Consider the following 26,046-nt stretch of genomic DNA (forward strand, 5'->3'; position numbering starts at 1 on the left):
GTGTCATTATCATGAAGTAGGAGGTTTAATTATGGCGAAATACAATGTCCCTGTTGAGGCAACTCTTGAAGTGATCGGCGGAAAATGGAAAGTGGTCATTTTATGCTTGCTAAAAGAAGGAGAAAAACGGTTCAGTGAACTGCAGCGGGCTATGCCTGCGATAACGAAGAAAATGCTTTCCCAGCAGCTTAGGGAGCTTGAAAAAGACGGAATTATCAACCGCAAAGTGTACGATGAAATCCCTCCTAAAGTGGAATACTCACTAAGTGAGGAAGGGGAGACCTTAAAGGAAATCCTGAATTTAATGTGTGCCTGGGGTGACAGAAGAATGGGGAATGAGCCGGATTGCGGTTGAAGTTGCGCCATCGAAGATTCTATGATTATTTCATTCCCGAATGGTGCACATTATCTGTCAGTTTTGTAAAATAGGAAGAAATGAACATAACTTGATCTCCAAGTATCGTAAAGTGGTGAGGATGATTCAACAGTTAGTTTTACTTCAACGGGTCATTGATTATATAGAAGACCATATTAAAGAGGAACTTAGTGCTGAGGAAATGGCGAAAATGGTGGGGTATTCTCCTTATCATTTTTCGCGGATTTTCCAGAAGCAGACGGGTTATACCTTGATGGATTATGTGGTCAAAAGGAAGCTCCAGTTTGCGCTTTATGAATTGGTGAAAGGAAAAAAGATCATCGAAATTGCCATGGATTATGGGTTTGAAACTCATTCTGGATTCACGAGAGCGTTCAAGAAGTGTTTCGGAAGTCCTCCGAGCCTTTATAAGGAGCATGGTCCGACATCACTGCCTCAAAAACTGGATCTGATGAGCCTTCACGAAAAGAACACGGGTGGCATTGTCTTGCAGCCCCAGATTGTCCGCCGGAGTGCTTTTGACGTTGCCGGGAAAATCTTCAGTATCGAGAATTTTCCTGCTGACCGCAATGTGCCGGCTTTTTGGGACCAGGAAGGTTTGACAGACGGGTCGATCGAACGGTACCTGTACAAAGAATTGGCACCAAAAAAGCATGGAGAGTATTGCATCAATTTGAGCCGCAGCCTCGATGAAGACAGGTGCCGATACATGTTTGCTGTAGACTATGACGATGAAAAAGGCTTGCCGGCGGAAATAACATCTACCCAAATTCCTGAGGCTGTTTATGCGATATTCCGTACGCCCTTGGTTGAGGTTGACCAATTCGCTGCGGCAATCAAAGGGACGTGGAGATACATACTCGAGGATTGGTTCCCGCACTCCGCTTATGAAGTGGATGAAGAGGGCTTTGATTTTGAATACTATGATGAGAATTGCCATTACTGGGATTTTAAAAAAGTGTATATGCAAATTCATATTCCAATCAAAGAAAAATCTCGAGGATGATATCACCCTCGAGATTTTTTTATGACTAACCGATATAAATAAATCACTGGCGTTAAAAGAAGGGCACTTGTGAGCATGGCGATTTTAATCGAAAAATTTGCGGCAATCAATCCAATTGCCGGCCCTCCGCTAATCTGGCCAATCGCATCAACCTGTCCTTTTACCGAGAAGAACGTCGCTCTTGTTGAGGAATCAGGAATGATTTTATTCAGCCATGTATCCTCAAGTGGTGCCATGACAGACCTTGTTCCTTGGATGATCAGATAGAAGATCAGCAAGCCGATGATGCCGGTCGAAAGAGCGAAACCGGCCAGCGAGGCGATGATCAGAACACATCCGATCAGCAAGGATGCATAGATGGTGTTTAACTTCTGGTGGAGAGAACTCCGGCTGATAAAATGAAGGCCGACAAATGAAAGGAGCATCACGACAAATTGGATGCTGCCGATCAGGATGACCCAATTTCCTTCTGTCATATAAGCAAGCTGCGTTTCTTCGAGAAAGTGAGATATCCATAGCCGGTCGAACCCTTCACTATATAACCCGAAAAATAAGGCAATAAGGAAGAGAATCCGCATCAGGTAACTGGCCTTTGTATAATGGACCATCTCTTTCATATTTGTCTTCAGCGTCTTCCAAGTGGATGTATTTTCATGTTGAACAGGATTGAAATTCTCTTCTTTCATAAAAAGGAGCAGGAAAACAGCTAATCCCATCATTGATAATCCGCCAATGATGATCGGCAGGTTGATCATGAAAAAATAACCGATCAGCATACTCAAAGGAATCGCGATCACTTCTCCAAGGGTGCCAGCTTTAGCGCCATTCACAAACGCCTCGGAAGCACGCTCTTCGCCGATTTCATCGGCAATCCAGGCTTGATGCGCTCCGCTTGTGAACGTGTAGCCAATCCCCCAAAGCACCTGGGACACTAATACAGCCACGAAATACGGAAACGATCCCTCGATGAGGAACCCGGCCCCAATCAAAAAAAATCCGATGATCACAGAAAGCCTGCGACTTTTTAAATCGGCCACAAACCCAGTAGGTATCTCAAACAGGAACACAACTGCCTCCAGAACACTTCCAACCAGAACGAGCTGCAACGGATCAAGCCCAACGACCTTCACATGATACAGCAAGTTAACTGTGAAGATAAACGTAAAAAAGAACTGAGACCAAAAACGTGTGTATAGATAGATTCGATACGAATCCATTTTGTTGATAAATGTCAATTTCATCTCCCCCCTAACAAGATTATAGAGAGGGAGAAAGATGATTTCTTTTCCAAATTTGCGGTTTTTTTGAGGTGCCTATAAAAAACAGCGAAGTCACGAGGGCTTCGCTGCTCTAGAGTATAATTTGAGAATGGTCCAGCTCCAACGCTTGTAGGAGCTGACCAACCCGCTTCCGCTTTTCGTACTGGATAAGAAGGTATAGATTTCTCACCTAAATTAGTGTCTAGCTCCAGCGCCTAGCCCCTCGAGACGTTTCGGTCCTGCCAATGAAGTCAAAGGGCGACTTCACTGTCAGGCCCTCCAACGCTTGTCGGGCCTGACCAAGCCGCTTCCGCTTTTCGGTCAGGAGGCTTGTTCCTTATCCTCCAAAGAGTAAATCTGGGAATTTTCTACGCTAAGCAGGCTTTTGCGCAAATCCTTTTTGTCATTGAGGATGATGACGCAAGTATCCTCGAACTCGCCCAGGCCATTCATATACTTTTCGTATAAGGCTTCTTCTGCTTCGTCGAGATCCGTGCCCTTCGGAAGGTTCAGCTCAAGGCCAAGGACATACTGCTTACGCTCAGGAATGGCTTTGATTTGTTTGCGTACAAGGTATGCATGGGCAATCTCCCTGTATTGGGCAAGCTGCTCCAATCCGGCGAGGATTTCTTCGGGCTCTTTGTCATGGGCAGTAAAGTTGTCTGTTGGCTGGATAAAGTCGCATTCTTCATTGGAAGCTTCCACGAGATCAGCCCACTTCTCCAATTCTTCTCTCGTTTGCTCAAATAACTCGCTTTGCTGTGTGTCATAATAGTATCCGCATAACACATCAAGAGCGGGCAGGCGCAATTCCCAATCATATGACATCGCAAGGTTGATCAGTGAAATCCCTTTTTTCGCAGTGTCACTGGATTCCAGGTAATGTTCTCCTAGAGTCAATAGCGCTCCTGCGGTTCTTTGCTCGTGGTGATGCTTTTCAGCAATTTCTTCGTACAAAGGAATCGCCGCTTCCAGGCTATTGAATTCAACAGTTAAATAAGCTTTTTCCAGGAGTTCATCAAGAGAGGTAACCTGTTTTTTCGATAATTCATCGAATCGCTGCTTTGAATCATTGAAGGTTTCGATTTCTTCTTTCCACGTATCCTCATTGTGATCGACCCACATCTTATTAAAGTCACTTACGATTCGACCTGGATAGGCGAAGAAATAGTCCAGCGCGGATTCATGTTGTTTTTCAGGCAAACGTGCTTCAACACCCAGGGCAGAAAGTCTGTCTTTCAAGCATGGATGGGTATCTGTCATATAGCTCTCTTCATCGAGCTGTTCCTGGAAGTATTGAGTTGCCTTTTGGTCATTGAGTGAGATGAACTTTTCGGTAAAATTCGAATATGGCTGAGGAACACTGTTTGTCTTGGCGCACTCCTCGAACAGTTCACTGTAAAAATCACGGTAGTAGTAGGGTGCTGCCACAGAAGTAGCTGCCAAGGCTTCTCCCATTGCCTGCGGAGAGGTCATCTCAGCAGCCGAACGGTCAGCATCATATTCTTCTTGTCTTGCCATTGCAAAAGTATAAGCGTCAAACCGTGGGTAAAACCACTGGAAGAACTTCTTAAATATAAACGTGCCGAATTGTTCGTTTTCCTCCAGTGACTGCAATAAACGGCCCCAGCTCATTCTCAGCCTGTAGATCTTCGCTCCAAGCGCAGTATCCGAGTTTGAGATATGGGCTAGCTCGTGGGCCAGAACAGCTGTAAATTGCTGCTGAGAAAGTGTGGTGAGAAGCGGGATTCCGATGACAAGGACATTCCGCTTTTTCCCGAACATGCCATATGCAGAAATTTGAGCGACAGAGGCATTGAATTCACTATCAAGGACAATCTCATCGATAGGCGGCGTGTTCATTTTATGACGTAAAGCATCAATCATCTCATACAGCTTAGGAGCTTCTTCCCGTTGAAGATAATACCCATCAGGCATTTCCATCTTCACAATCAGGGCTTTAATAATGAAGAATGACAGAGTTCCGGTCAAGAGCAGAACTTTCACATTTCCAAAAGTAAAATCACCGTCAGCAATCATCGATACGGAAATAGCCATCAAAAACAAAAATAACGACAAAAATAATGCAACATAACCAAAACCAAGTCCAGTAAGCATGATGACCTTGAATCTGTAAAGCTTCGGGTTGGCAGATGCCTGTTTCTCCAGCTTGTTGACCAATATTTCAAACTCTTGATTTGTCATTCTCATTCCCCTTTAATTTGTTATCGATAGTATTATAGCAGGGAGGAAGTTATTGCTAATAGCTGTTTTTTATTGGAAAAAATCAAAACAGTAGAGCAATTCACAAATCTGGCCTTTTCATCCTCGAAATTAGGATGATGGGGGGTTTGCAACAATCACTGGAGAGCCAAATCAAAAAGGGAATAAGTCTGCAGCTGACTTGTTCCCGCCATTTCCTCATTCCAACTCTTCAGGGTGGCCTTTGCTATGACCTTGATTCTTTATTTCTGTAAAAATATTGTCCGAATCGCTTGCTGGTGTGGAGTTTTGATTGTTGCCTGGTGGTTGGCTGCTCTCAATCAGCGATTTAAGCATTTGGATATCCTCTTTAGTGGCATATTGTTTTTCAGGCTTCAGCATATATCCTAATTGACCGTTCGATTCAATCGTTGCCCATTGCAGATCACTGAAATTTTGAATGTTTTGCTGCCGTAACCGGACCTCAAGCATATCGACGGTCAACCGTAATTTTTTCAAGTTAGCTACATTCAACTCGCCGTTTTCGACAACGAGGCGGGATTTCCCGTAGATAAAAGTTTCCAGAACATTGTTTTTTAAGGTGATATATTCAATGACAAGAAGGGTGATGACCATCAACAAGGTAATGACCAAAGTGATCCATATATTCCTCTCGCTTACTGGCTGGATGATCAATGAACCAACCGCTACCATCATGACCGTCTGGGCCACTGTCAGCTGGGATACTGATTTTCTTCCTGCCAGGCGGAGAATGAGGATGCCACCGATGACAATAACGACAGATTTCCATATGAAATGTAAATCCAAGAGTAGCCCTCCTTTTTACCAATTAATATGTATGTTGTTAAAAAGTGTAAAAAGTATGCATGTATGGAGGCAGTTTCCGAGGCTTGGATGAATGGAACCTAAGTACATTACCTATATACATTGCATAGGATATGTTGATGAACTGGGGAGGGATGGACAAAAATGTACTATGTACCAAATGGTTATTCTAATCAATATTATGGACCGAATTATTACGATGGAAGACAGTCTGGTCAGTGGGCTTACCCTTATGGAATGTATTATGTGAACGGTTACCATGGTTTCCGCTATCCTAACGGGAACGGAATGATTCCTTTAGCGGATTATGGGCCTAATCCATATGTGGTCAATATCAATGAAGCTACAATACAGAACAACACGTATCGAACGGCTTTATGGACAGGAACACATTTGCAAGTCACGTTGATGAGCATTGATGTTGGTGATGATATTGGTCTGGAAATTCATCCTGATGTGGATCAATTCTTGCGGATCGAGCAAGGGCAGGGGATGGTTCAGATGGGTCAGAGCAAAGAGAACTTAACCTTCCAGCGCCCGGTGGTTGACGATTCTGCGATCATGATTCCTGCCGGAACATGGCATAATGTGACCAATACCGGCAATACGCCGTTAAAGCTTTACTCCATCTACGCGCCGCCTAACCATCCATTCGGAACTGTCCACGTGACAAAAGCCGATGCAATTGCAAGTGAAGGCGGTGCGAACAGCAATGGGGATACAGTTGTTTTTGGCAAGACTCCAGATGAATGGGTGCAGCACACAGAGTATTTGGTGCAGGAAGGATTAGAAGACGTGAAAAGAGGGATCAATGCCACGCATATTCTTCAAGAATTCATTCTAATGGGAGTCCTGGTAGGGAAGGGATACACTCCTGAAAAAGCATATGAAACAGTAGAAGAGTGGGAGCGTTCCGGAAAATCCAAGCTTCTTCAGCAGAGCAAAAATATGTAGGCACACGAAAGAAGCAAAGGGAGATCCCTTTGCTTCTGCGTATTATAGGCATTCATTCTCCACGGTGTTGATGAGCTTTTTTAATAATTCAACCGAATGATCCAGGGAAAGGGAATAGTACCGCTGTGTGCCCTGTTGGTTCATTTCGACCAAATTATGCTCACGGAGTATTTTTAAATGATGGGAAATGGCCGGCCGTGACAAGGTTGCGTGCTCGGTGATTTCATTCACGCTTAAGCGCTCATGCTCAGCTAATAATAAGATGATATCCTGCCTTGCAGGGTCACTTAAGGCTGTAAAAAGCGGGATGCATGAACGGAAAACTTCAATTGCTTTTTCCACCTTTGAATGCTCTCCTTTGTTGAGTCGTTACCTTTTATTAAATCGCAGTTATGCTTCTTGCGCAACATATTTAGCGATTTTGGCGGCTAGGGACCTTGGCAGGAATTTGGCTGCGTAGGCACCGACTTTATTCGTACCCCCAGTAATGACGACACGCTTGCCTGCCATCAATGCCTGATAGCCCTGTTTCGCCACCTCATGTGAAGACATGGCACCGCTGAACATCTTGGTCTTTGCCACGTTCGCAACAGAAGCAAAGTTGGTTTTTGTCGCTCCGGGGCATAGAGTGGTGACCGTCACATTCGTGCCCGCCAGTTCTTCAGCCAGCGCTTCTGAAAAGGACAACACATACGCTTTTGTTGCATAGTAAACGGCCATCATCGGTCCTGGCTGGAAGGCTGCGGTACTGGCAACATTAAGGATCCTCGCCTTATGAGAGCTTCCTTTCATCTCTGGCAAAAAGTAATACGTTAATTCTGTCAGTGCGGTGTTATTCAATTGAATCATCTCAGATTGCTTTTGGATATCGAGATTATCAAAATTGCCCATTAAACCAAAGCCAGCATTGTTTATTAAAGTATCAATCGTGATGCCTGCAGATTTGACTTCCTCATATACCTCTTTGGCAGCATTAGGCCTGCTTAAATCTTTGGTGATGATGGTGACGTTCAGTTGAGGATATTGACTCTTGATCTCCTCCATCTTTGCCTGATTTCGCGCCACCAGAACCAAATCAAACCCATCATGTGCAAACATGCCAACAAAATCATATCCTAAACCGCTCGTTGCTCCGGTAATTAAAGCTGTCTTATTCATGTGAATCCTCCTATTATGTTTAAATGTTTAAAAGCTTAAACGTTTAAACAAATAATAATACCTTTTCTAAAAAAATTCAAGTGTTTAAATCTATTTTTTATAAATGAACAGAACCATCAGAATTTCAATACAAGAGGTCATGAAGGGGGAGACTTCACAAAAACGACGGCTATCAAGGGGTGTCTTGAATTTAATCAAACGTTTGATTAAGAGGGAGGAACGGAGAAACGAGGGTTGTGCAAGAAGTACGGAATCCAATAGGGCTTCCAAACCATAAGGTGGTGAAATGAAATAAAAAGGGAGTCGAGATAAGGTTATGATACTTCGAATGGCAATCTTGATAGACTCCAGCCGTAAGAAAAATAACAATAATAATATAAAACACCTCCCGCCAGTCCAAGGGAAACCCAGGTGATTGTTCTAAATATGCGGTGGGTGATAATGAGTTCATAAATGGAGGGGAGGAAATAATCGCTTTATCTTTCGAAAGCAGAAGCAGAAATGGAACTAGAGTTTATCGACTTGTCTGTCTGATAGTCCTTCGCCAGAACAAAATTTATATTGAATTAACGGGTGCGTTGATCCAGAAGGATTGAACGCTTTTTTGTTGAATTCCTAATGGAACAAACGGAAGATAATTGAATTAAGAACCCAACTTCTGAATAAGACAATAAAGAGGAAATCCATTGGAATGGGTGTGTTTAGTTTGAGGATATTGGTTACTGGTTCAACAGGACAACTAGGTTCAATTTTATTTAAGCAACTAAAAGCTTCTGATTATAAAGTTAAAATAACATCTAGAAGAAAACCTGAAGGAATAGGACATTTCGAGTGGGTTTATAGCGATTTATCGTCTGGTGAAGGATTAGAAGCAGCAGTAAAAGATGTAGATGTAATTATACACGCAGCAACAAGTCCGATTAAAAATTCAAAAATGGTCGAGGTTTTAGGTTTTAAGGAGTTCTTAGGTAAAATAAAACACATAAAACATCTTATTTATCCGTCGATTGTTGGGGTAGATGAAATACCATTTAAATATTATAAGCAAAAATATGAAGCAGAAGAGTTGTTGAAAAATTGTTCTATCCCTCATACGATTGTACGTGCAACTCAGTTCCACAACTTTGTCGAAAATTTATTTATATCAAAACCACTCTGTAAAAGATATATTGTCCCTGGAAACTTTAAATTCCAAAGTGTTGATGCTGGTGAATTTGCCAGTCATCTAATAGGTTTAGTGGGAAAAGATCCCCAAGGAAGAGCAGAGGATTTTTGCGGACCAGATATTATGACATTAAAAGAAATGGCTGAATTGAAAATCAAAAAAATAATGAATCAAATAAAGTTTTAAGTATTTCTTTTCCAGGAAAACTGTACAAATCTTTCTCTGAGGGTAAAAATACAAATTCTTTGCGGAAAATGGGGGAAATCACATTCGGGGATTATCTAAGTAATAAGCTCGAATGAAATATAGTAAGCTCAGACTTCTGAGGGGACCTTCTGGATTTATCGGAACTGTTGATCAACAATGTGATTTGAAAAGTGACGCACCAATTTGTTATATCAATAGGCATTTAGAGTGCTTGATAATTTCTGAAAACGGAGAAGATTTTCTGAGTACTATAGGTTCATGGCAAGACAACTTGAAACCCTATGATAAAGTTATCGTTTATCGTTCAAAAGCAGAAGCAGAACTGAAACTAGAATTTATCGATTAGTCTATTATAATCATACATTGAATTAACGGTTGCGTTGATCCAGAAGGATTGAGCGCCTTTTTGTTGAATTTCTTATTGAACTGACAGTAATTTGGAATAAGCTTTTGATCCCAAACTGTGAGAGGAAAAGCCACCCAATTAGGTGAGCTAATCATCTAGTTTTTCAAAGTTTTCTCTTTTTGTAAGCCAATATGCAACTAAATAAATTACAATATAAATCGGTATCGAATAGTAGAATTTCCAATTGATGGGTTTGTATATATCTGTTACTACTATTAGTGGTTCACCAATGAATGCTGTTAATAAACCGAAGATTACTGCTTTCTTTATTGGTGAAAAGTGGGGCTTATATTGTATTAAACTCATTATTATGACAGGCATTAGTGCTAAATCATAAGGTAAATAAGCAGGTATGAAAGGGAAGACTTCGTAACGATAAGACCATAACCCCATTTGGACGCCGATCGCATCTAGTGCAACAGAAATAGTCATCACAAAAAATCCGGCTGTCAATAATCTATATCTACTCTCTTTTTTATGAAACTTAATCCATAGAAACCAAGTGATGATTGTTACAATAACTCCGAACCACCATCTCCAGGAGAAAATTACCTCCTGTTGCCATAGCTCTATCACTTGTTTTACGATCTCGTGAGTTTCTTTTGCGTATTTATCCATTAGTTCAACTGTAGTCATTTTATCACCTCTATATGGTATTTAAATTATTGGTTTTGATTGGAAGAATTAAACATTGTTTAAAAATATGCCTCATTTCTAAGTTGCATTTTATACAACCATGACTTTTCTTGTTGTTATGGAGTCTTCAGAGGACATGATTGCTATAGAGGTTTTCCTTTATTGAGGGGGGTTTGTTGAAGAAGGATAAGCAACCATGCAACCTGAATATGTACTTAATAGAAAAGGCAACCAAGCACCTTGAATATGTACTAATAATAGAAAAATTGTTATTGGAGGAGCCAAAAATGAAGTGTTTTTGTGAACAACAAGAAACATACGAGTTAAAGGTCGAAGGTGATATTGGAGCAGATCCAATCTGGTGTGATCATTGCGGCTGTAATTTTGATTTAGATGATCTTCCAATCTCAAAAGAATTAAAAAGGGAATTGAGCGAGTGGGCATTGAAGTATGGGGAATGGATTGATTGGGATTCAGATCAGTTAATTGAAAATGGTGTTGGGTTAGAGGAAGAACATAATAGGCAAGGTGCAGATTTAACAGAACAAGTGAAATTACAGTTCAGCGGTAAATACAAGATAAAGTTTTCACCTTCTTCAATGGGAAGAAGTTATGCAATTAATAAACATACTTAAAGTAACTACAGTGCGATTAATAATAGGTAGCACTCTTTTTTCTTATTATCTATAAAGGAGAAACTTATGAGGTATCTAAACGTTGTTTTTCTGGTATTGGTCATGTTCTTGGCAGCTTGTTCTTCTGAAGAGCAACCGGAAACCTATTCAATGATATTGGTTTCTGATGAAGAGAATTTAAGTGGGGAATTCACAAAATACATCGGCAATAATGTAATTGAATATGAGCATATTACTAGTCTCAAGGCAGCACTTGAAAAATATCCAAAATACGATATAGAAAAAGCACCGGCAATTTTGATATTTAAAAATAACGGAGGCGAATTAAAAAAGTTGGAATTAAAAACATATGATATGGAAGAGGCAAAGGATTGGTTAGAAGACAACCAATAAAATTTTTATTAAGATGAGGGCGTTGATCCTGGGAGGATTAGCGGCCTTTTTTGGTTGGATTTATGTTTGAACAAACTAGCATGATAGTTTAAGAACTTCTTATGATTAATTTAGAATATATGTAGTGAATTTTATATATACGTTTTTATGTTAAATGGGTTTCAAAAAAGCAATCCACTTCTATTGGAAGCGGACTGCAAGTTAGCATATTATTTGAGTTTTACATTCAAACTTTTCGAGACAGCTTACTATTGATTATCATTCACATTTCCTTCTGCAGGAATCGGATACTCTTTCAGCAACCGGGCAAAATGCAGTAAATTGTATGCAGTTGTTTTTGCGTGTTTCATCGTAAAATCGTTCTCTCTTCCGTTTGCCTCAATAAAGGATGGACCAGGGCCCGCTTCACCTACCCAATAGGTATCCACATTTGGAGGAATCGTAAACCCAATATGCGACAATGCGTAAATTAGGTAGCTTGAGACGTTTTTCGCACCGTCTTCATTCCCGGTCACAACCGCTCCGCCCACTTTATTATAATAAATGTACTGGCCTTTTTCGTTCGTAATGCTGCTTCCGCCATACAACCTTTCTACAACCAAAGTGGCCAGGCTGCTCTGTTCGCCAAGCCAAACCGGTGAGCCGAGCAAAAGGATATCCGCCTGCTTTACTTTCTCAAATATCTCAGGCCATTGATCCTTATCATTAACTGCCTCATGTGTAATTCCATAACCGATATCATAATCAGCCATCCTGAGCACTTCCGTCTCTGCTTTGTTTTCATTAAATATATTTACAATTTCGTCGATTAGCGCACGTGTATTGGATTGCTGGGTGCTGTCTTTCAAACTGCAATTTAAAACTAGCGCTTTAATGCTCATTACTACATCTCCTTATGTCAGGTTAATAGTATTTCTTTACCCTGAGGTTGTTTAAAAAAACAGGGATACGGTTTGCCCGCTGTATAACCACTTAACTGAGTCCGTTAATTTTAACCTGCTTTACTCTCTTAATGGCTCTTGCGTCAACTTCGCTATTTCCTCAACTAAAAAAAGGACGATCCTTTATGTAAACCGTCCCATTGCTTTAGATTGTAACCGAATTTTTCGTTATGTTTGTTCTTCGCTCGGTGCCACGTTCAACCCGCTACCGGTGGGGTTGCGGCATTTGTTCTTGCACCTAATTCCTGGTCGATCAATAAAAGAGCCGAAGGATTATTTTCCGCTAGCTTGAGACGATCGATAATGGTTTTGGCCTGTGCTTCTTCATCAATTTGTTCCCTTAAAAAGTCCTGGATGATCAAAGCAGCCTGAGGGTCAATTGAATTCACATAGTTGTAGGCTTGACGATAAGTATTTGTGACATACTGTTCATGGCTCAATACTTTTTGAAAGGTCTCTAACGGAGTGCCAAAGTCATTTGGCTGCGCAGGGATGCTATTGATTTGGACAGTTCCATCCCGGTCCACGACAAAGTCTAATAACGTAAGCATATGGGTTCGCTCTTCCTCCGATTGCAGCCTTAACCAATGTGCGATCCCTGTATAATTCTGTTTCGCCATCGAAGCAGACATCGCGAGATATAAAGTGGAAGAAACATGCTCAAGTTGAATCAAATCATTAAACAAGCTTTGAAGTTCATCATTCATTTTTCTCACTCCCCAATTTCAATAAATCTTCAGTTTAGTTTATAGGAAATAGGAATTTGTGAAACTTGTTTACACGTTCTTATTCGAACCTCGGTGTTTTTTTACAAAGGGACGATTCCACGCTTCAAAAATTAATATACATTATTTGGATGATACAGGAAAAACTACTGATAACATTATGTTGTTTTTCTGGAGGGGTATGTATGGAAGCATCCGATCAAAAGGTTCATTTAACTTGCGCGGAGATATCGAATTTATGGGATACCTATATTAACGACAGTGTCGTCATATGTATATTGACTCACTTTCTTCACAGTGTCGAAGATCCAGAAGTAAAGCCGCTTCTTGAATTTACAATAGAAGTAGCGGAATCTCATTTGAAGGACATTAGCACGATTTATGAGCAGGAGGGCATTGCCAGGCCAGAAGGATTTCCGGTCGAAAAGCATGTGAATTTGTCTGCTCCACGGCTCTTTTCGGATATTTTTTACATGGAGTATATGCAGCATATGAGCAAGTTTGGATTGACGAGCCATTCCAGTGCCATTGCCACTTCATCCAGGGATGATATCCGCGCTCTTTTTGAAAAATTCCACAGCCAGGCAACGGAAATTAACCGGGAGATAACCACACTGATGAAGAAGAAGGGGGTCTATATCCGCCCTCCATACATGAACTATCCAAAGAAAGTGGATTTCGTTGATCAACAGTACTTCCTGACAGGCTGGTTCGGAAAAAAGCGGCCGCTTCTGGGGAATGAAGTAAATCATCTCTATTTGACTTCCCTTCATAATGAGCTTGGGAAAGCCACACTATTAGGTTTTGCCCAGGTCGCCCAGGATCCTGATTTGAAAACTTATTTTTATTCGGGTGTCCAGCTGTGCGGCAAAATCTTGAGGGAGAGCCATCATGTTTTGATGGAAAGCAATGTTCCCAATTCAATGACTTGGGATTCGACCGTCAGTGATTCGATCGATCCGCCATACTCTGACCAGCTGATGCTCTTTGTGATAGGCATCCTTTCCCAATTGGGCATAGCTGCTTACGGAATGGCATTGTCCATGAGTATGAGAAGGGATGTTGGGGCTTTGTACAGCGGGTTTATTCTAAGGGCATTAACCTATTCCGAAGATGGAGCCCAGATGATCATTGAAAGAGGCTGGCTTGAGCAGCCTCCGATGTTTGTGGATCGGGAAAGGCTGATTAAAGGGGAAGAGTAGGGTTGTTTACCAGGGAAGCGTCTGATTATAGGCACTTCCCTTTTTCTGTTTCACTTGCGGAAGATACGCGCAATGTCTCTAAAAAGCCGTTAATAAAAATTTAGAAACAAATCCTTCGATAAAAGCAGCGATGAAAATGCAAGGTGTGATAATGAGAATGAAGGTGGAAAAAGCTTCTTTGAGGTGGAGACGGAATGATATTGTGCTCTTTTTAACTTTACGAAAGGCATTGGTCAGTTTGGTCACAATCGTTTTGTTCAACTTGTTTCCATAAATGGCGGCAAGCATAAAGGTAGTCAGTTCCAGAATCGCATGCGGCAGAAAACCGAATCCGAATGTGTGGACGACATTTAAATCAACCTGCTGTACAAGATACAAAGTCATACCGATCATAGCGCATGTTGAAATGAGCGGCAGTATGTATAGGTACCGAATGGGGATGAAAGCAAGGACCAAGATTTGCAGGCAAACGAGCCAATTATTCTTGAAAAGAAAAAGGGTAGTTTCCCAATATCCCTTTCCGGGGGCATCTTCTTTAAAATTTACGTCTAAGCCTGAAAGGAGCTCTTTCATATCCGGATTTATGGATGAGGTAATCAGGTAAGCCATGACAACGATGATAAAGTAGAAGAACCAATACTTCCAAAAAGATGTTTTTACATGAAGCCATGCGTTTTTCCAATTTTTATTGCTTGTTGTTATTACATAATCGATAATTGTCATCATCTATTCCTTTCAGGGTTACATATCTTGTAATTGTATTTTTTTCAACTCCTTTTGGCGTTGCTTCTTCAGAAAATTTCTGCCTTCGATCCAGATACTTAGCAAAAAGGCCAATCCGCCAACAGCAGCTAAGATAAGGGAAAGTGTATCTTCTTCGCCAAATCTCTTGAAAAACCAAACCGATATAAAGGCTATATATATAACAGGTAAGATGGCTCCCAAAAGTATAGGACTTCTCCTTGATAAATAAAATTGAACGCCAATCACAGCAAACGCAATCAACCACCCGTAGATAGCAGGCATTAAGAATCAACCCTTTCTAATTTATATTTTTCAATAATCACCTTTGCCACGTCTAAACTGATTTGTTCATCCAGCACCAGATTTTTAATCATACTGACAAACTCAAGATCCTCTTTTTTACTATTCAGCTCAATCTTCTTAATAAGCTTATCCAGCTTAGTCCGTACTGTTGGATAGGAAACTCCGTAAATAATAGAGATTTCTTTTAACGAGCCGGAATTCAAAACGAATTTCCTGATAAATTCGAGTGATTCTTGATCCAAGGCAAGAATCCATTGTGGTATCTCATTGGGTTTCAATTTTTCATCCTCCTTTTATATAAATAATATTAAAAGAAACTTTAATATTATTCAATATTTTTTTAATAAAACGAAAAAATATATGATGAACGGAAGGAAACCAATTGATCATTATGCCTCTTTTGTATCGAAAATGATGCAGAAAAGTTAAGTTCGATTGAGCACGATTCTGTCACTCGACGTTGAATAAAAAGTTATACAAGTTGGGTGCAAGGCCCTTACCCTTTGTCTCGTGAGAAGACCTGCACCATTAAATACAAAGAGAATACGATATTGGGCGAATGCTTTTTGGAGGTGCGGAATGGAGAGCTATTCTACCCAAAGTATCATTGTGTTTGGCACGGCAATTCTGGTTATAGGAGCATTTTTTGTTTTCCTAGGGGAGTTTAGAAAACTTGGGGAAATAGCAGCTGATGCTTAATACAGTCCTTGTGTGATAGTGAAAAAAGGGAGGGTCTGGTGTTCTAGAGAGGATCAGGGCCCTTTATTTTTTGAGACTTTCAGTTTCAGAGTGAGACGTAAGAACCGTGCAATTTCTCTTCCATCTAAAAATATAAACGGGAAAATTCCGCTTAAATTGGAAACGGCTTTTCTTTTTCTAAAAATAAGGGTCGTTTTTCCGTTTATTTAATCCAAATCGTTGAATTTTGTCTTATTTTTCGCAGTTAACCACTAGCTTTGCAACGAGACACCAAATTTAGTTAATTTTAGTTTATTTTCAAACTTAGTTACTTAGCTAGTTAGCGTTGGAAACAAAAAAAGGCATACCTGTTTAAAACAACAAGTTACCAAGCAAGTTAGTTAGCATCTTATTATCCGTTTATCTTTGGACAATTTGGACGGTCTTCAACTTCTTGGGATATTTTCTTGGCCGGCCGGGTTTTCCTTTCTTTCGCCTTCCTTTGGATCTTCTGCTCGGCTCCCTGAATAAGGCTTCTATAAAATAATCCCATGAGTCATACCAGTATTGACGAAGGTACTTGAGTATTTCCCAAGTGGATTTTTTAGAACAAGTCTGAATCCTGACCAATTCACAAAGCCCATAAGCGATCATGGCGAGCCATAACTGATTCCATACAGCCTCCTTTTTATGGCTGTAGAACTTCACCAACTTAAGGTGCTGTTTGATCCATTTGAAAAAGAGCTCGACTTTCCATCGTTGGCGATAAATCTCTGCGACTTCACTTGCAGTAATGTCCCGTCGGTTCGTGACTACCCTGTATTTATTGCCTTCGTCATCAAGGAATTCTACAAGACGCAATGAGATGATCTCTTCCGTCTTGGGCTTCTTAACCTGAACCTCAGCGTCTAAAACAATGTTAGGTTCACCATGAATGTCATGCTTATTCACGATTGTCAGCTTTGAATTCATTTTTACCCTGGCGACAAACTTTAGATTCTTTTGGATTAAATCTGAATAGAGAACATAACTGATGTATCCTCGATCATAGATGTAGGTGACAGCTTGGTCGACCACCAGTTCAAGCGCGACTTCCTTGTCATCTACTCCGGTAGTAGAAAAAATCGATTTGCCAGGATAATAGGTATTTTCATCCGCGACAATCAAACAGAGATGAAGCTTTACTCCATTGTTTTTCTTGGTGGAATAAGCCCATTCACCCGCCTTGGAAGGGAGCGAGAATTGAGAAGAGTCTACAGCGGCCAACTTTCCTATCTTCTCAAAGCCAGGCAGGCGTTTATGATGTTGGTCAATCTGCTTAAAGATTCGGAATGCAGTCTCCTGCAGGAGACCGGTTGGCAGCTTCATAAGCTTTCTGTTAATAGAAGATCCATGTATACTCTTAAGCTCCAGCAGTTCCTTGAACACCTTCTTGGATTTAAGGTTCTCACTCAAATCCCATAGGGATTCACGTCTCATAAGCATTCCTTCTACCGTCATGGTAATGACATGGCCAGAAAAAAGTTTGTGTGCTTTATGGTCCATAAAGGGGTCACGATAATTCTCAAGATTTAACAGTGCCAAACACTTTTGAACTACAGTTGAGTCGGGTAAAGTTTGATTGGGTATAGAACTCTTTGAGTTCATAGGAATCCTCCCCTTGTAGAATAGGTGTTTAGCAACTTGTTGTTACCATTCTACATAGGAGGATTTTTTCTGTTTAAAACCTTTTATTGGTTAAATACCATTATTTGGAACAGCTTTGCAAGACTAGTGGCAGTTAACCGGAATATCTCCCCTTATTTGTCCTTCTTACGCACCCTCTATGAACAATAGCCGGAAAATCTCCGCTTATGAAAGTGCGAACCTTCACCAAAATGCAGGATAACAGGGCATTGACAAAAATGATAAAAATAGTTATTCTTAATTCAAGATATTTTAATTCAAGATATTTTCTCGGTGCAGAGGAGGGATAGAATGAAGGATATTTTAAAGAGGATCAATGAACTGGCTCAAAAGAAAAAGAATGAGGGATTAACAGAGAGCGAAGTGGGTGAAATGAATGAGTTACGACAAAAGTACCTGGATATTTTTCGCGGATCGATGCAGGAGCTGCTGTTGAATACTACGGTGGTCGATCCTGAAGGAGCAGATGTAACGCCCAAAAAATTGCGGACCGAACAAGCCAGGAATAGGAAGAAAGCAATCTGGTCTTCTTAAAATAGTTATTGACACACAAATGGATTTCATGTTAAATTTATCTCGAATTAAAAATAAATTATTTCAAGACATATTTTTTTATACTAATATCTCGAATTCGAGATAAAAAACAAGGAGGAGTTTTAAAATGGCAAAATGGACAGTGGACCAATCACACTCAGCAATCGGATTTGAAGTGAAACACATGATGGTATCGAAGGTGAAAGGTGAATTCGAATCATACACAGCAGATGTTGAAGCAGCAGACCTAACAGATTTAACAACAGCTTCAATCGCATTTAAAATTGATGTGGCTAGCATTGACACACGCAATGAAGACCGCGATAATCACTTGAAATCAGCAGACTTCTTCGATGTCGAGAATAACCCGACGATCGAATTCAAATCCACAAACATCACGAAAGACGGTGATGACTATAAAGTAACTGGTGATTTAACAATCAAGGATGTAACGAAGCCAGTAACTTTTGATGTTGAGTATGGCGGTAAAGGTACGAACCCATGGGGTGTAGAAGTTTACGGTTTCGAAGCGGAAACGAAAATCAACCGTGAAGAATTCGGTCTTACTTGGAATGCGGCATTAGAAACTGGCGGTGTCCTAGTAGGAAAAGATATCAAAATCAAAGTGGAATTAGAAGTGAACCCATCAGCATAAATGACTTCAAACCTTAGTGGTTTTGCTGGATTCGTATGGATCCAGCAGGACCATTGGCAAGGAGAATGGAAATGGAACTGCAAAAAAAAGAGTTGAAAGCTGTTACAGTGATCATTCGTGCCGCTCAGGCCATCCAGGAAGTGATTCGGAAAGATGCAGCGAAATTCGGCTTGAATCCAACGGAATTCTCTGTGTTGGAGCTTTTGTACCATAGAGGCGAACAGCCTATTCAGGCGATTGGAAAAAAGGTTCTGATCTCAAGCGGCAGCATTACTTATGTAGTCGATAAATTGGAGCAGAAAAACTATGTGAAACGCAGGGGATGCCCGGAGGACAGGCGTGTGACCTATGCGGTAATAACAACTGAGGGAAAAGCATTGATGGATGATATTTTCCCGCAGCATGTAATGGAAATAACCGAGGTTTTTGCGGACCTGGATGCCGGCGAAGTTAATCAGACCATTTCACTGTTGAAAAGAATCGGTTATCGGGCGAAGAACTGTTGAATATAAATTTTTTTAACTAAATATCTCGAATTCGAGATAAAATCAGGAGGAAAATAATAATGATGGATTTAGGATTGTTAATAATAAGATTGGTTATTGGTATTTTGTTTATTGGACATGGCGCACAAAAGTTGTTTGGCTGGTTCGGAGGGTATGGATTGAAAGGAACCGGTGGCTGGTTTGAATCGATTGGCATGAGGCCAGGTGTGACGATGGCGCTTTTCGCGGGATTAGCCGAACTGATCGGGGGAATATTACTAGGTGCAGGATTTTTAACACCGCTTGCAGCCTTGATGATTGCAGGAACAATGCTGATGGCGATTGTTAAGGTGCATGCACCTAACGGTTTGTGGTCGACTGCGAATGGATATGAATATAACTTAACGTTAATTTCTGTAGCTATTGGACTTGCGCTTATTGGACCTGGTAAATACGCCATTGATGCAATTTTATAATACTTTATCTTGGAATCGAGATTTTAAAAAGGAGTGAATCTAATGAGCAAAAAGACAATGGGAATTCACCATATTACCGCAATTGTTGGCCATCCTCAGGAAAACGTCGACTTTTATGCTGGTGTTTTGGGTTTGCGCATGGTCAAGCAAACAGTCAATTTTGATGATCCGCAAACGTACCATCTTTATTTCGGGAACGAAGGCGGAAAGCCGGGAACCATCATCACTTTCTTTCCATGGGCAGGAGCAAGCCAGGGAGTCATTGGTGACGGCCAGGTAGGAGTGACTTCCTATGTGGTACCAAAGGGTACGATGGATTTTTGGAAAAAGCGTCTGGAAAAATTCAATATTGCATACACAACGATGGAACGCTTTGGCGAGCAATATCTCGAATTTGATGATCCACATGGTCTTCATCTGGAGATTGTTGAGCGAGAAGAAGGAGAACTCAATGATTGGAGCTTTGGTGAAGTTACGTCTGAAGTGGCGATTAAAGGATTTGGGGGAGCCACTCTATTATCCACCAAGCCGGAAAAAACCGCTGAACTGCTGGAAAACGTAATGGGCCTTGAGCTTGTTAGCAGAGAAGGAGATTTCATCCGCTTCCGTTCTTCAGCAGACATCGGTAATGTTATCGACCTGAAGTTGACGCCGATTGGACGCGGTGTGATGGGTGTAGGAACGGTTCATCATATTGCCTGGAGAGCGGTTGATGACGAAGACCAGCTGGATTGGCAGAAATACGTGGCAGCCAATGGATATGGTGTCACTCCTGTACAGGACAGAAATTACTTCAACGCGATTTATTTCAGGGAGCATGGGGAGATCCTGTTTGAAATTGCAACGGATCCTCCAGGATTTGCGCATGATGAAGATCAGGAAACAATGGGTGAAAAATTGATGCTGCCGGAGCAATATGAACAATATCGAAGCCAGATTGAGAGAGGGCTAATTCCGATTGAAGTTAGAGAGTTGGATTGAGACGAACCAGAAAGGATGGTGGCTATGCTTACAATTGACCCTGCCGAGCTTTCCGAGAGGGATAATTATAAATTCCTGATTGGAAGCATCATTCCCAGACCGATTGCCTTCGTTACGACCATGTCCAAGGATGCGGTATTGAATGGAGCGCCATTCAGCTACTTCAATATTGTATCATCCAATCCGCCATTGATTTCTTTATCCATACAGCGGTCAGGCGGGAACCAGAAGGATACAGCAAGGAACATCCTTGAATCAGGAGAGTTTGTGGTTCATATTGTTGACGAGCATAATGTTGAAAAAATAAACCAGACTGCCGCAAGCCTGCCTTCTGAGCAGAGCGAGGTGCAGTTGGCCAAGTTAACCCCGGCAGACAGTGTGAAAGTTTCTGTGCCTGGTGTGAAGGAAGCGAAGATCAGGATGGAATGCGTGCTGGAACAGGCGTTGGAATTAGGTGGCGGCGAATCACCAGGCTGTGATTTTATCATTGGAAAAGTCGTTCAGTTTCATATTAAGGAAAACTTATATGAGAATGGAAGAATTGACCCGGCTGGGCTGGCTGCTGTCAGCCGGCTGGCTGGTAACCATTACGCGAAAATCGGAGAGATTTTTGAAATCGAGCGGCCGAAGTAAATCCATAGAGGAAAGGGTGAGTGAGGAATGCAGAAAACATCAGGTATCCACCATATTACGGCGATGGTAAACGATGCGCAAAGGAATATTGATTTTTATGCAGGCGTACTTGGGTTAAGACTTGTGAAGAAAACAATCAACTATGACCGACCTGAAGTGTACCATCTTTATTTTGCCAATGAAAGCGGGGATCCTGGAACTGTCATCACCTTTTTTCCATGGGCTAACCAGCTGAAAGGCCGAATCGGCACGGGACAGGTCGGAGTGACAAGCTATGTTATTCCAACTGGTTCTCTTCCATTTTGGAAGGAGAGGTTGAAGCGATTTGGCGTCAGATTCATCCATAATGTACGGTATGGCGAAGACTATTTGCAATTCCAGGATCCGGACGGACTTGAACTTGAACTGGTCGAACGAAATAACGGTCCCGTAAATACCTGGAGCTTCGGAGGAGTTACTCCTGATGTTGCGATCAAAGGGTTTGGCGGAGCCACATTGATTTCGGCCCAGCCTCATAAAACGGCAGAAGTCCTGGAGGAGATCCTCGGACTAGAGAACATTGGCCAGGAAGAAAGTTTCCTAAGGTTCAAATCAGAAGCTGAGATTGGCAATACCATCGATATCAAGCTCACTCCGTCCGTCCGTGGATTGATGGGAGCAGGAACGGTCCACCATATTGCCTGGAGAGCGAAGGATGAAGAGGAGCATAAAAGGTGGAGAGATCTTCTCGTGGAGAAAGGTTATTATCCAACAGAGATTCTTGACCGGAATTACTTCAAAGCTCTTTATTTTCAGGAAGGCGGAGGGATTCTGTTTGAAATAGCGACTGATCCACCGGGTTTTACAGTGGATGAACCAATGGATGCGCTAGGTGAAAAATTGATGCTGCCATCGTGGCTGGAATCAAGACGGGAAGAATTTGAGGAAATGCTGCCAAAGGTAGAAGTTCGTATTTTGGAGGGGAATTAAAAAATGAAACATATATTCAATAAGGGAAAGGTCCCGACAAAACCAACATTGTTATTGCTTCACGGCACAGGAGGAAATGAACTGGATCTGCTGCCTCTTGCCGGAATGATCGATGATGAAGCATCTGTATTAAGTGTCCGCGGTAATGTATTGGAAAACGGGATGCCACGATTCTTCCGCAGATTGGCGGAAGGTGTTTTCGATGAACAGGATCTGATTTTCCGTACAAAGGAATTGAATGAATTCCTGGATGAAGCAGCAGGAAAGTACGGCTTTGACCGCGACAATGTAATTGCTGTTGGCTATTCAAATGGAGCAAATATCGCAGCAAGCCTGCTTTTCCACTATCAAGATGCATTGAAAGGTGCCATGCTTCATCACCCAATGGTTCCGAGAAGAGGCATTGACCTGCCAGAATTGACAGGAACTTCGGTATTCATAGCTGCTGGAACAAACGATCCAATCTGCTCGCCACAGGAATCCGAAGAGCTAAAATCTTTACTGGAAAAAGCAAATGCGGATGTTGAACTTCATTGGGAGAATAGAGGACATCAGTTGTCCCGTGAGGAAGTCGAAGCGGCGGCTAAGTGGTATCGTGAGAGATTTTAATCATAAGCAGGGTGGGGACGGTTCTTGATGGGGACCGTCCCTTTGTTAGGAATAGAGACATTATAGGTGCGAAAATGGGAAGATGCTCAAAGCTGTTAAGAAAACGTGGTTATTGTGACAGGTTTCAGGTTGCAGGACCCAAAGCTGTCAAGAAAGTGCTTATGATGATAATCGTTTAGTGCTGTTAAGGACTTGAATAATAATAATGTCTCTTTTCTTAACTAATTCGGTTCCTGGATGAGACGTGAGAACCCGTGTCAACGAGTCTAACGGCTGGAAGATCATGAGAAATTTAAATGATAAGAAGTGGGGACGGTTCTTGATGGGGACCGTCCCTTTACTCTTTTATAAAGAGCCCAATTTAGTGGCAGATAGCGCGCCAGCTTTATTGGCAAACTCCGTATACTCCCTTAATACCGCTTCGTTTTGAGGGCTTCTTTTATCATGGAAACGGGATAGAAGGGCCGCCATGAACGCGTCACCGGCACCGGTTGTGTCAATCGCCTCAACCGAAATCCCAGGGACATGCACGACGCTATCTTTATGTATGGCGTATGCTCCTTCTTTTCCTTTCGTGACAAACAGGAAAGGGATCTGCAATTTGGCAATGTGCTCTAAACCAGCTTCAAGGGTGGAGGTTTCTGTTAGAAATTTCAATTCATCTTCCGTCATTTTTACGATATCGGCCTTCTGAACAAAGGCTAGGATCGTTTCTCTGCAGTGGTTCTCACTTTCCCAACGTTTCAGCCGGATATTGGTATCGAATGCTATTTCCACATTCTCTTCTCTGGCAAAGTGGATAGCCTGTTCCGTTGTTTTCCTTGCAATGGGGTGAAAAAGAGTACCAGATCCAAAGTAAAACATCTTACTTTTTAGAAACAGGCCCCGATCAAGTTCCTCCGCTGTGATCCACTCATCAGGTGTTTCGTTTACATAGGAATGGAAATACCGTTCTCCCAGCTCATCTAAGTGGATATAAACCGAGCAGATTTTTTTATTGGAAGTATAAGAACAAAAAGAAAGATCAACCTTTTCCTCCGTTAATTTACCCTCAACAAATTTACTGGTTTCATCCCTTCCCAATTTGCATAAATAATACGATGGAATGCTATGCCTGCTAACCCCGACTGCCACATTAACAGTGGCTCCCCCTAATAATCGATGAAACGTTGTGTTGGAGGGATCCGTGGCAATCAAATCAACGATTACTTCGCCCAGTGATATAATCCCATGCTTTTTCAATATGGTGCACCTTCCGTCCATAAAAAGTCTCAAAATTTATGTATAGTTTAACAGCTAATGAAGCTGCTTGGGAAGCGTGTTAGACAGGTGGGACAGGAGAACCGTTCCTTGTGTCTAGCTATTCATACTCATTCTCTTCTCTTCATATACTTTTTCGGCAATTCGCCGGACGTATATTTTTAACGGTAAGATTGATAGACTGCCAATTAATAGAACAGAAAGATTCGGCATCATCACCGCCCAGAGGATCGCCGCGAGATAGGAACCGTGATAGGCGAGGATGGCGAGATGCATTTCGTTTGCTGAAATCAGTTCATGGCTGGTAAATTCCTGTTTGATGATCTTAAGGGACTTCATCGATAAAATCAGAATAACGATGACCGCTCCAGCAAAAATATAAATATCCTCTGCAATAAACACGGCCATACAGAAGGCATAGAACAGATAATCCAGCTTCGAAATGGCCCCGCTTAATGGTGTTTCTTCAATGGCCTTTCCGACCTGCATAAACAATTTAACTTCTTCCATTAATTCAAATGAAGATTTTGCAGTAATGCTCATAATTCTGAAGTTTAACAGCTGAGACAAAATGAAAAAACTAATGAAAATGAAGACGAAAATCCGTATCGAAAACCCATGATCATATAAGGTATGACCGAGTGTCAGGAAGAAAATGACCTCTGCCGCCATCAACGCAACATTTCCATAGGAAAACTTTTTGGCAGCCTGAATGTTCTTGTTGAACGAGATCACCACGTAAAAAGTAACGAGGAAAATCAGCCCTGCAATTGTCGTCAGAAATAAAATCACTTTCCCGATATTGGCATCAGTCGAGTGGCTGGGGATTAACAGGATGAAGAGTAATAGACTGATATGATAAACAATATGGAACCGCATTAATAGTTTCATCAAGATTCATTCCTTCTTGTTGATCTGTGAACGGGACAAACCGAAGTTTTTTTCGCCCAAATTCACATCATCGATTTTTGATTTTTATCCTTCTCTAGGTTAATAACTGTTCGCTAAGTAAGGCATGATATCCTTTCTTTTTGAAAAAGAAGAGTGGCGACTTACCCTTTGTCTCCAGTGAGGCTGTCAGGAGTTGTGATTTTATCAGCACAGGGGATAAAATAGGGATAAAACTAGGAGGCAATGCAGTGCTAATTGGTCATATCAGAGAAATAGTCCGGCACCCTGTTAAATCCTTTTATGGAGAAAGCGTCGAGAAGACAAAGGTTATGGAATATGGATTGTACGGAGACCGCAGTCATACGATCCTTGACCAAACAAGGCTAGGGAAATTTTTAACGATTACGCAGTTCCCAGAGATGGCTCGTTACAAGGCAAGGTTTATAGGAGAAGAAGAGATAGAAGAGTACCCTAAAGTCGAAATCGTGACACCTGAGGGGGAAGTTCTTGAATGGGGCAATAAGGAATTGGAGAAAGAAATACAAGCAAAATCCGGACGGGAAATTGCTTTTGCTTCATACAGACCTTCATACGTTCCTCAAGGCGCCATTGAAGAAGAGCATATTCAACTGGTTACGGACGCTTCACTACAGGGTTTGGAACAAATTTGGGACAAAGAGATTGATTCTAGGCGTTTTCGCCCCAATTTATTCATTGCATTAAAAGATCCCAAACCTTTTATTGAAGAGGAATGGTTTGGGAGACGGATGACAATAGGAAATGAAGTGGCACTGGAAGTGAAAAGGCATTGTGAAAGATGCATGATCATTACCGTTGATCCCGAAAATGCAAAAAGGGATTCATCATTGCTTGAAGCGGTTGCGAAAGAAAGAAATAATCATTTCGGCGTGTATGCTGCTGTCATAACAACAGGTGAAATCCATGTTGGAGATGAAGTCCATCTTGAATAGTTGGATAGCAGGGACATGCCTGGATGGTTCAAGAAAAAGATCCTTAAGCGGCCATTTCCA

General features: G+C 41.5%; 30 protein-coding genes. 16 read left to right on the forward strand and 14 right to left on the reverse strand.

The genetic code is table 11. The features are described from left to right. The first annotated feature begins 31 nt into the window (after positions 1–31). Together LGO15_RS02625 and LGO15_RS02630 are read left to right on the forward strand one after the other, a co-directional pair. Positions 32–355 carry a winged helix-turn-helix transcriptional regulator gene (locus tag LGO15_RS02625; protein ID WP_226086589.1) on the forward strand — a complete coding sequence of 108 codons (324 nt, stop codon included), beginning with the start codon at positions 32–34 and terminating at the stop codon, positions 353–355. A gap of 121 nt (positions 356–476) precedes the next feature. Beyond that, positions 477–1,382: an AraC family transcriptional regulator gene (locus tag LGO15_RS02630; RefSeq protein WP_226086591.1), complete on the forward strand. Its 906-nt coding sequence runs from the start codon at positions 477–479 to the stop codon at positions 1,380–1,382. 2 nt (positions 1,383–1,384) lie between these two features. Here LGO15_RS02630 and LGO15_RS02635 read toward each other — a convergent pair whose 3' ends face one another. The 3 genes from LGO15_RS02635 to LGO15_RS02645 form a co-directional block, all read right to left on the reverse strand. Further along, a complete protein-coding gene (locus tag LGO15_RS02635) occupies positions 1,385–2,623 on the reverse strand; it encodes an MFS transporter (RefSeq protein WP_226086593.1) in 1,239 nt (412 codons plus the stop codon). Between the two features lie 339 nt (positions 2,624–2,962). After that, positions 2,963–4,846 carry a M48 family metallopeptidase gene (locus LGO15_RS02640; RefSeq protein WP_226086594.1) on the reverse strand — a complete coding sequence of 628 codons (1,884 nt, stop codon included), beginning with the start codon at positions 4,844–4,846 and terminating at the stop codon, positions 2,963–2,965. A 216-nt stretch (positions 4,847–5,062) separates the two neighbouring features. Further along, positions 5,063–5,671: a DUF421 domain-containing protein gene (locus LGO15_RS02645; RefSeq protein ID WP_226086596.1), complete on the reverse strand. Its 609-nt coding sequence runs from the start codon at positions 5,669–5,671 to the stop codon at positions 5,063–5,065. Between the two features lie 162 nt (positions 5,672–5,833). Here LGO15_RS02645 and LGO15_RS02650 point away from each other — a divergent pair, with 162 nt between their 5' ends. Further along, positions 5,834–6,643 (forward strand): cupin domain-containing protein, encoded by an 810-nt coding sequence (locus LGO15_RS02650; RefSeq protein ID WP_226086597.1) that lies wholly within the window; start codon positions 5,834–5,836, stop codon positions 6,641–6,643. A 42-nt stretch (positions 6,644–6,685) separates the two neighbouring features. Here the strand turns inward: LGO15_RS02650 and LGO15_RS02655 are convergent, their stop codons facing one another. Beyond that, a complete protein-coding gene (locus LGO15_RS02655; RefSeq protein ID WP_226086598.1) occupies positions 6,686–6,985 on the reverse strand; it encodes an ArsR/SmtB family transcription factor in 300 nt (99 codons plus the stop codon). A gap of 48 nt (positions 6,986–7,033) precedes the next feature. Next, complete coding sequence (locus tag LGO15_RS02660) at positions 7,034–7,801, reverse strand: SDR family NAD(P)-dependent oxidoreductase (RefSeq protein WP_226086599.1); 768 nt, start codon at positions 7,799–7,801, stop codon at positions 7,034–7,036. Between the two features lie 691 nt (positions 7,802–8,492). On the opposite strand from LGO15_RS02660, the gene LGO15_RS02665 reads away from it, so the two are divergent. Then, complete coding sequence (locus tag LGO15_RS02665) at positions 8,493–9,152, forward strand: SDR family oxidoreductase (protein WP_226086600.1); 660 nt, start codon at positions 8,493–8,495, stop codon at positions 9,150–9,152. A 514-nt stretch (positions 9,153–9,666) separates the two neighbouring features. On the opposite strand, the gene LGO15_RS02670 is transcribed toward LGO15_RS02665, so the two are convergent. Next, positions 9,667–10,215: a CBO0543 family protein gene (locus tag LGO15_RS02670; RefSeq protein WP_167832247.1), complete on the reverse strand. Its 549-nt coding sequence runs from the start codon at positions 10,213–10,215 to the stop codon at positions 9,667–9,669. Positions 10,216–10,391: 176 nt separating this feature from the next. Between LGO15_RS02670 and LGO15_RS02675 the strand changes: the two genes are divergently transcribed. Both LGO15_RS02675 and LGO15_RS02680 read left to right on the forward strand, forming a co-directional pair. After that, on the forward strand, positions 10,392–10,850 hold the full coding sequence (locus tag LGO15_RS02675) for a hypothetical protein (RefSeq protein WP_226086601.1): 459 nt from the start codon (positions 10,392–10,394) through the stop codon (positions 10,848–10,850). Between the two features lie 66 nt (positions 10,851–10,916). Further along, the gene (locus LGO15_RS02680; protein WP_226086602.1) at positions 10,917–11,243 is read left to right on the forward strand and encodes a hypothetical protein; all 327 of its coding nucleotides are present in this window, start codon (positions 10,917–10,919) and stop codon (positions 11,241–11,243) included. 248 nt (positions 11,244–11,491) lie between these two features. Here LGO15_RS02680 and LGO15_RS02685 read toward each other — a convergent pair whose 3' ends face one another. Together LGO15_RS02685 and LGO15_RS02690 are read right to left on the reverse strand one after the other, a co-directional pair. Further along, a complete protein-coding gene (locus LGO15_RS02685; RefSeq protein WP_318999820.1) occupies positions 11,492–12,124 on the reverse strand; it encodes a flavodoxin family protein in 633 nt (210 codons plus the stop codon). Between the two features lie 257 nt (positions 12,125–12,381). After that, a complete protein-coding gene (locus LGO15_RS02690) occupies positions 12,382–12,891 on the reverse strand; it encodes a ferritin (RefSeq protein ID WP_226086603.1) in 510 nt (169 codons plus the stop codon). A 203-nt stretch (positions 12,892–13,094) separates the two neighbouring features. Between LGO15_RS02690 and LGO15_RS02695 the strand changes: the two genes are divergently transcribed. Next, positions 13,095–14,111, forward strand: coding sequence for a DUF3231 family protein (locus LGO15_RS02695; protein WP_226086605.1), 1,017 nt, complete (start codon positions 13,095–13,097; stop codon positions 14,109–14,111). A 78-nt stretch (positions 14,112–14,189) separates the two neighbouring features. Here the strand turns inward: LGO15_RS02695 and LGO15_RS02700 are convergent, their stop codons facing one another. The 4 genes from LGO15_RS02700 to LGO15_RS02715 all read right to left on the reverse strand — a co-directional run bounded on the left by LGO15_RS02700 (position 14,190) and on the right by LGO15_RS02715 (position 17,483). Beyond that, positions 14,190–14,837 carry a stage II sporulation protein M gene (locus LGO15_RS02700; RefSeq protein WP_226086607.1) on the reverse strand — a complete coding sequence of 216 codons (648 nt, stop codon included), beginning with the start codon at positions 14,835–14,837 and terminating at the stop codon, positions 14,190–14,192. A 15-nt stretch (positions 14,838–14,852) separates the two neighbouring features. Next, positions 14,853–15,137 carry a hypothetical protein gene (locus LGO15_RS02705; protein WP_167832240.1) on the reverse strand — a complete coding sequence of 95 codons (285 nt, stop codon included), beginning with the start codon at positions 15,135–15,137 and terminating at the stop codon, positions 14,853–14,855. Continuing rightward, on the reverse strand, positions 15,137–15,436 hold the full coding sequence (locus LGO15_RS02710; protein ID WP_226086609.1) for a DUF2089 family protein: 300 nt from the start codon (positions 15,434–15,436) through the stop codon (positions 15,137–15,139). Before LGO15_RS02710 ends, LGO15_RS02705 begins: the two co-directional genes overlap by 1 nt. Positions 15,437–16,256: 820 nt before the next feature. Beyond that, a complete protein-coding gene (locus LGO15_RS02715) occupies positions 16,257–17,483 on the reverse strand; it encodes an IS4 family transposase (protein WP_226086611.1) in 1,227 nt (408 codons plus the stop codon). Positions 17,484–17,813: 330 nt separating this feature from the next. Between LGO15_RS02715 and LGO15_RS02720 the strand changes: the two genes are divergently transcribed. The 8 genes from LGO15_RS02720 (at position 17,814) to LGO15_RS02755 (ending at position 22,864) form a co-directional block, all read left to right on the forward strand. Continuing rightward, positions 17,814–18,056 carry a DUF896 domain-containing protein gene (locus LGO15_RS02720; RefSeq protein WP_167832238.1) on the forward strand — a complete coding sequence of 81 codons (243 nt, stop codon included), beginning with the start codon at positions 17,814–17,816 and terminating at the stop codon, positions 18,054–18,056. A 127-nt stretch (positions 18,057–18,183) separates the two neighbouring features. After that, complete coding sequence (locus LGO15_RS02725; RefSeq protein WP_167832237.1) at positions 18,184–18,711, forward strand: YceI family protein; 528 nt, start codon at positions 18,184–18,186, stop codon at positions 18,709–18,711. Positions 18,712–18,782: 71 nt separating this feature from the next. Further along, a complete protein-coding gene (locus tag LGO15_RS02730; protein ID WP_167832236.1) occupies positions 18,783–19,217 on the forward strand; it encodes a MarR family winged helix-turn-helix transcriptional regulator in 435 nt (144 codons plus the stop codon). A 59-nt stretch (positions 19,218–19,276) separates the two neighbouring features. Further along, positions 19,277–19,672: a DoxX family protein gene (locus LGO15_RS02735; RefSeq protein WP_167832235.1), complete on the forward strand. Its 396-nt coding sequence runs from the start codon at positions 19,277–19,279 to the stop codon at positions 19,670–19,672. Between the two features lie 42 nt (positions 19,673–19,714). Beyond that, positions 19,715–20,653: a ring-cleaving dioxygenase gene (locus LGO15_RS02740; protein WP_226086613.1), complete on the forward strand. Its 939-nt coding sequence runs from the start codon at positions 19,715–19,717 to the stop codon at positions 20,651–20,653. 24 nt (positions 20,654–20,677) lie between these two features. Continuing rightward, positions 20,678–21,286 (forward strand): flavin reductase family protein, encoded by a 609-nt coding sequence (locus tag LGO15_RS02745; RefSeq protein WP_167832233.1) that lies wholly within the window; start codon positions 20,678–20,680, stop codon positions 21,284–21,286. A gap of 27 nt (positions 21,287–21,313) precedes the next feature. Further along, positions 21,314–22,255, forward strand: a complete 942-nt coding sequence (locus LGO15_RS02750) for a ring-cleaving dioxygenase (RefSeq protein WP_226086614.1) — start codon at positions 21,314–21,316, stop codon at positions 22,253–22,255. 3 nt (positions 22,256–22,258) lie between these two features. Continuing rightward, positions 22,259–22,864, forward strand: coding sequence for an alpha/beta hydrolase (locus LGO15_RS02755; protein WP_226086615.1), 606 nt, complete (start codon positions 22,259–22,261; stop codon positions 22,862–22,864). 345 nt (positions 22,865–23,209) lie between these two features. Here LGO15_RS02755 and LGO15_RS02760 read toward each other — a convergent pair whose 3' ends face one another. Together LGO15_RS02760 and LGO15_RS02765 are read right to left on the reverse strand one after the other, a co-directional pair. Beyond that, positions 23,210–24,106 carry a carbohydrate kinase family protein gene (locus LGO15_RS02760; RefSeq protein ID WP_226086617.1) on the reverse strand — a complete coding sequence of 299 codons (897 nt, stop codon included), beginning with the start codon at positions 24,104–24,106 and terminating at the stop codon, positions 23,210–23,212. Positions 24,107–24,220: 114 nt separating this feature from the next. Then, positions 24,221–25,018 carry a hypothetical protein gene (locus LGO15_RS02765; protein WP_226086619.1) on the reverse strand — a complete coding sequence of 266 codons (798 nt, stop codon included), beginning with the start codon at positions 25,016–25,018 and terminating at the stop codon, positions 24,221–24,223. Positions 25,019–25,263: 245 nt separating this feature from the next. Here LGO15_RS02765 and LGO15_RS02770 point away from each other — a divergent pair, with 245 nt between their 5' ends. Next, entirely contained in the window at positions 25,264–25,986 is a 723-nt protein-coding gene (locus tag LGO15_RS02770; protein ID WP_226086621.1) for an MOSC domain-containing protein, read from the forward strand. Positions 25,987–26,046 lie beyond the last annotated feature (60 nt).

The organism is Mesobacillus sp. S13 (genome assembly GCF_020422885.1).
Taxonomy (GTDB): domain Bacteria; phylum Bacillota; class Bacilli; order Bacillales; family Cytobacillaceae; genus Mesobacillus; species Mesobacillus selenatarsenatis_A.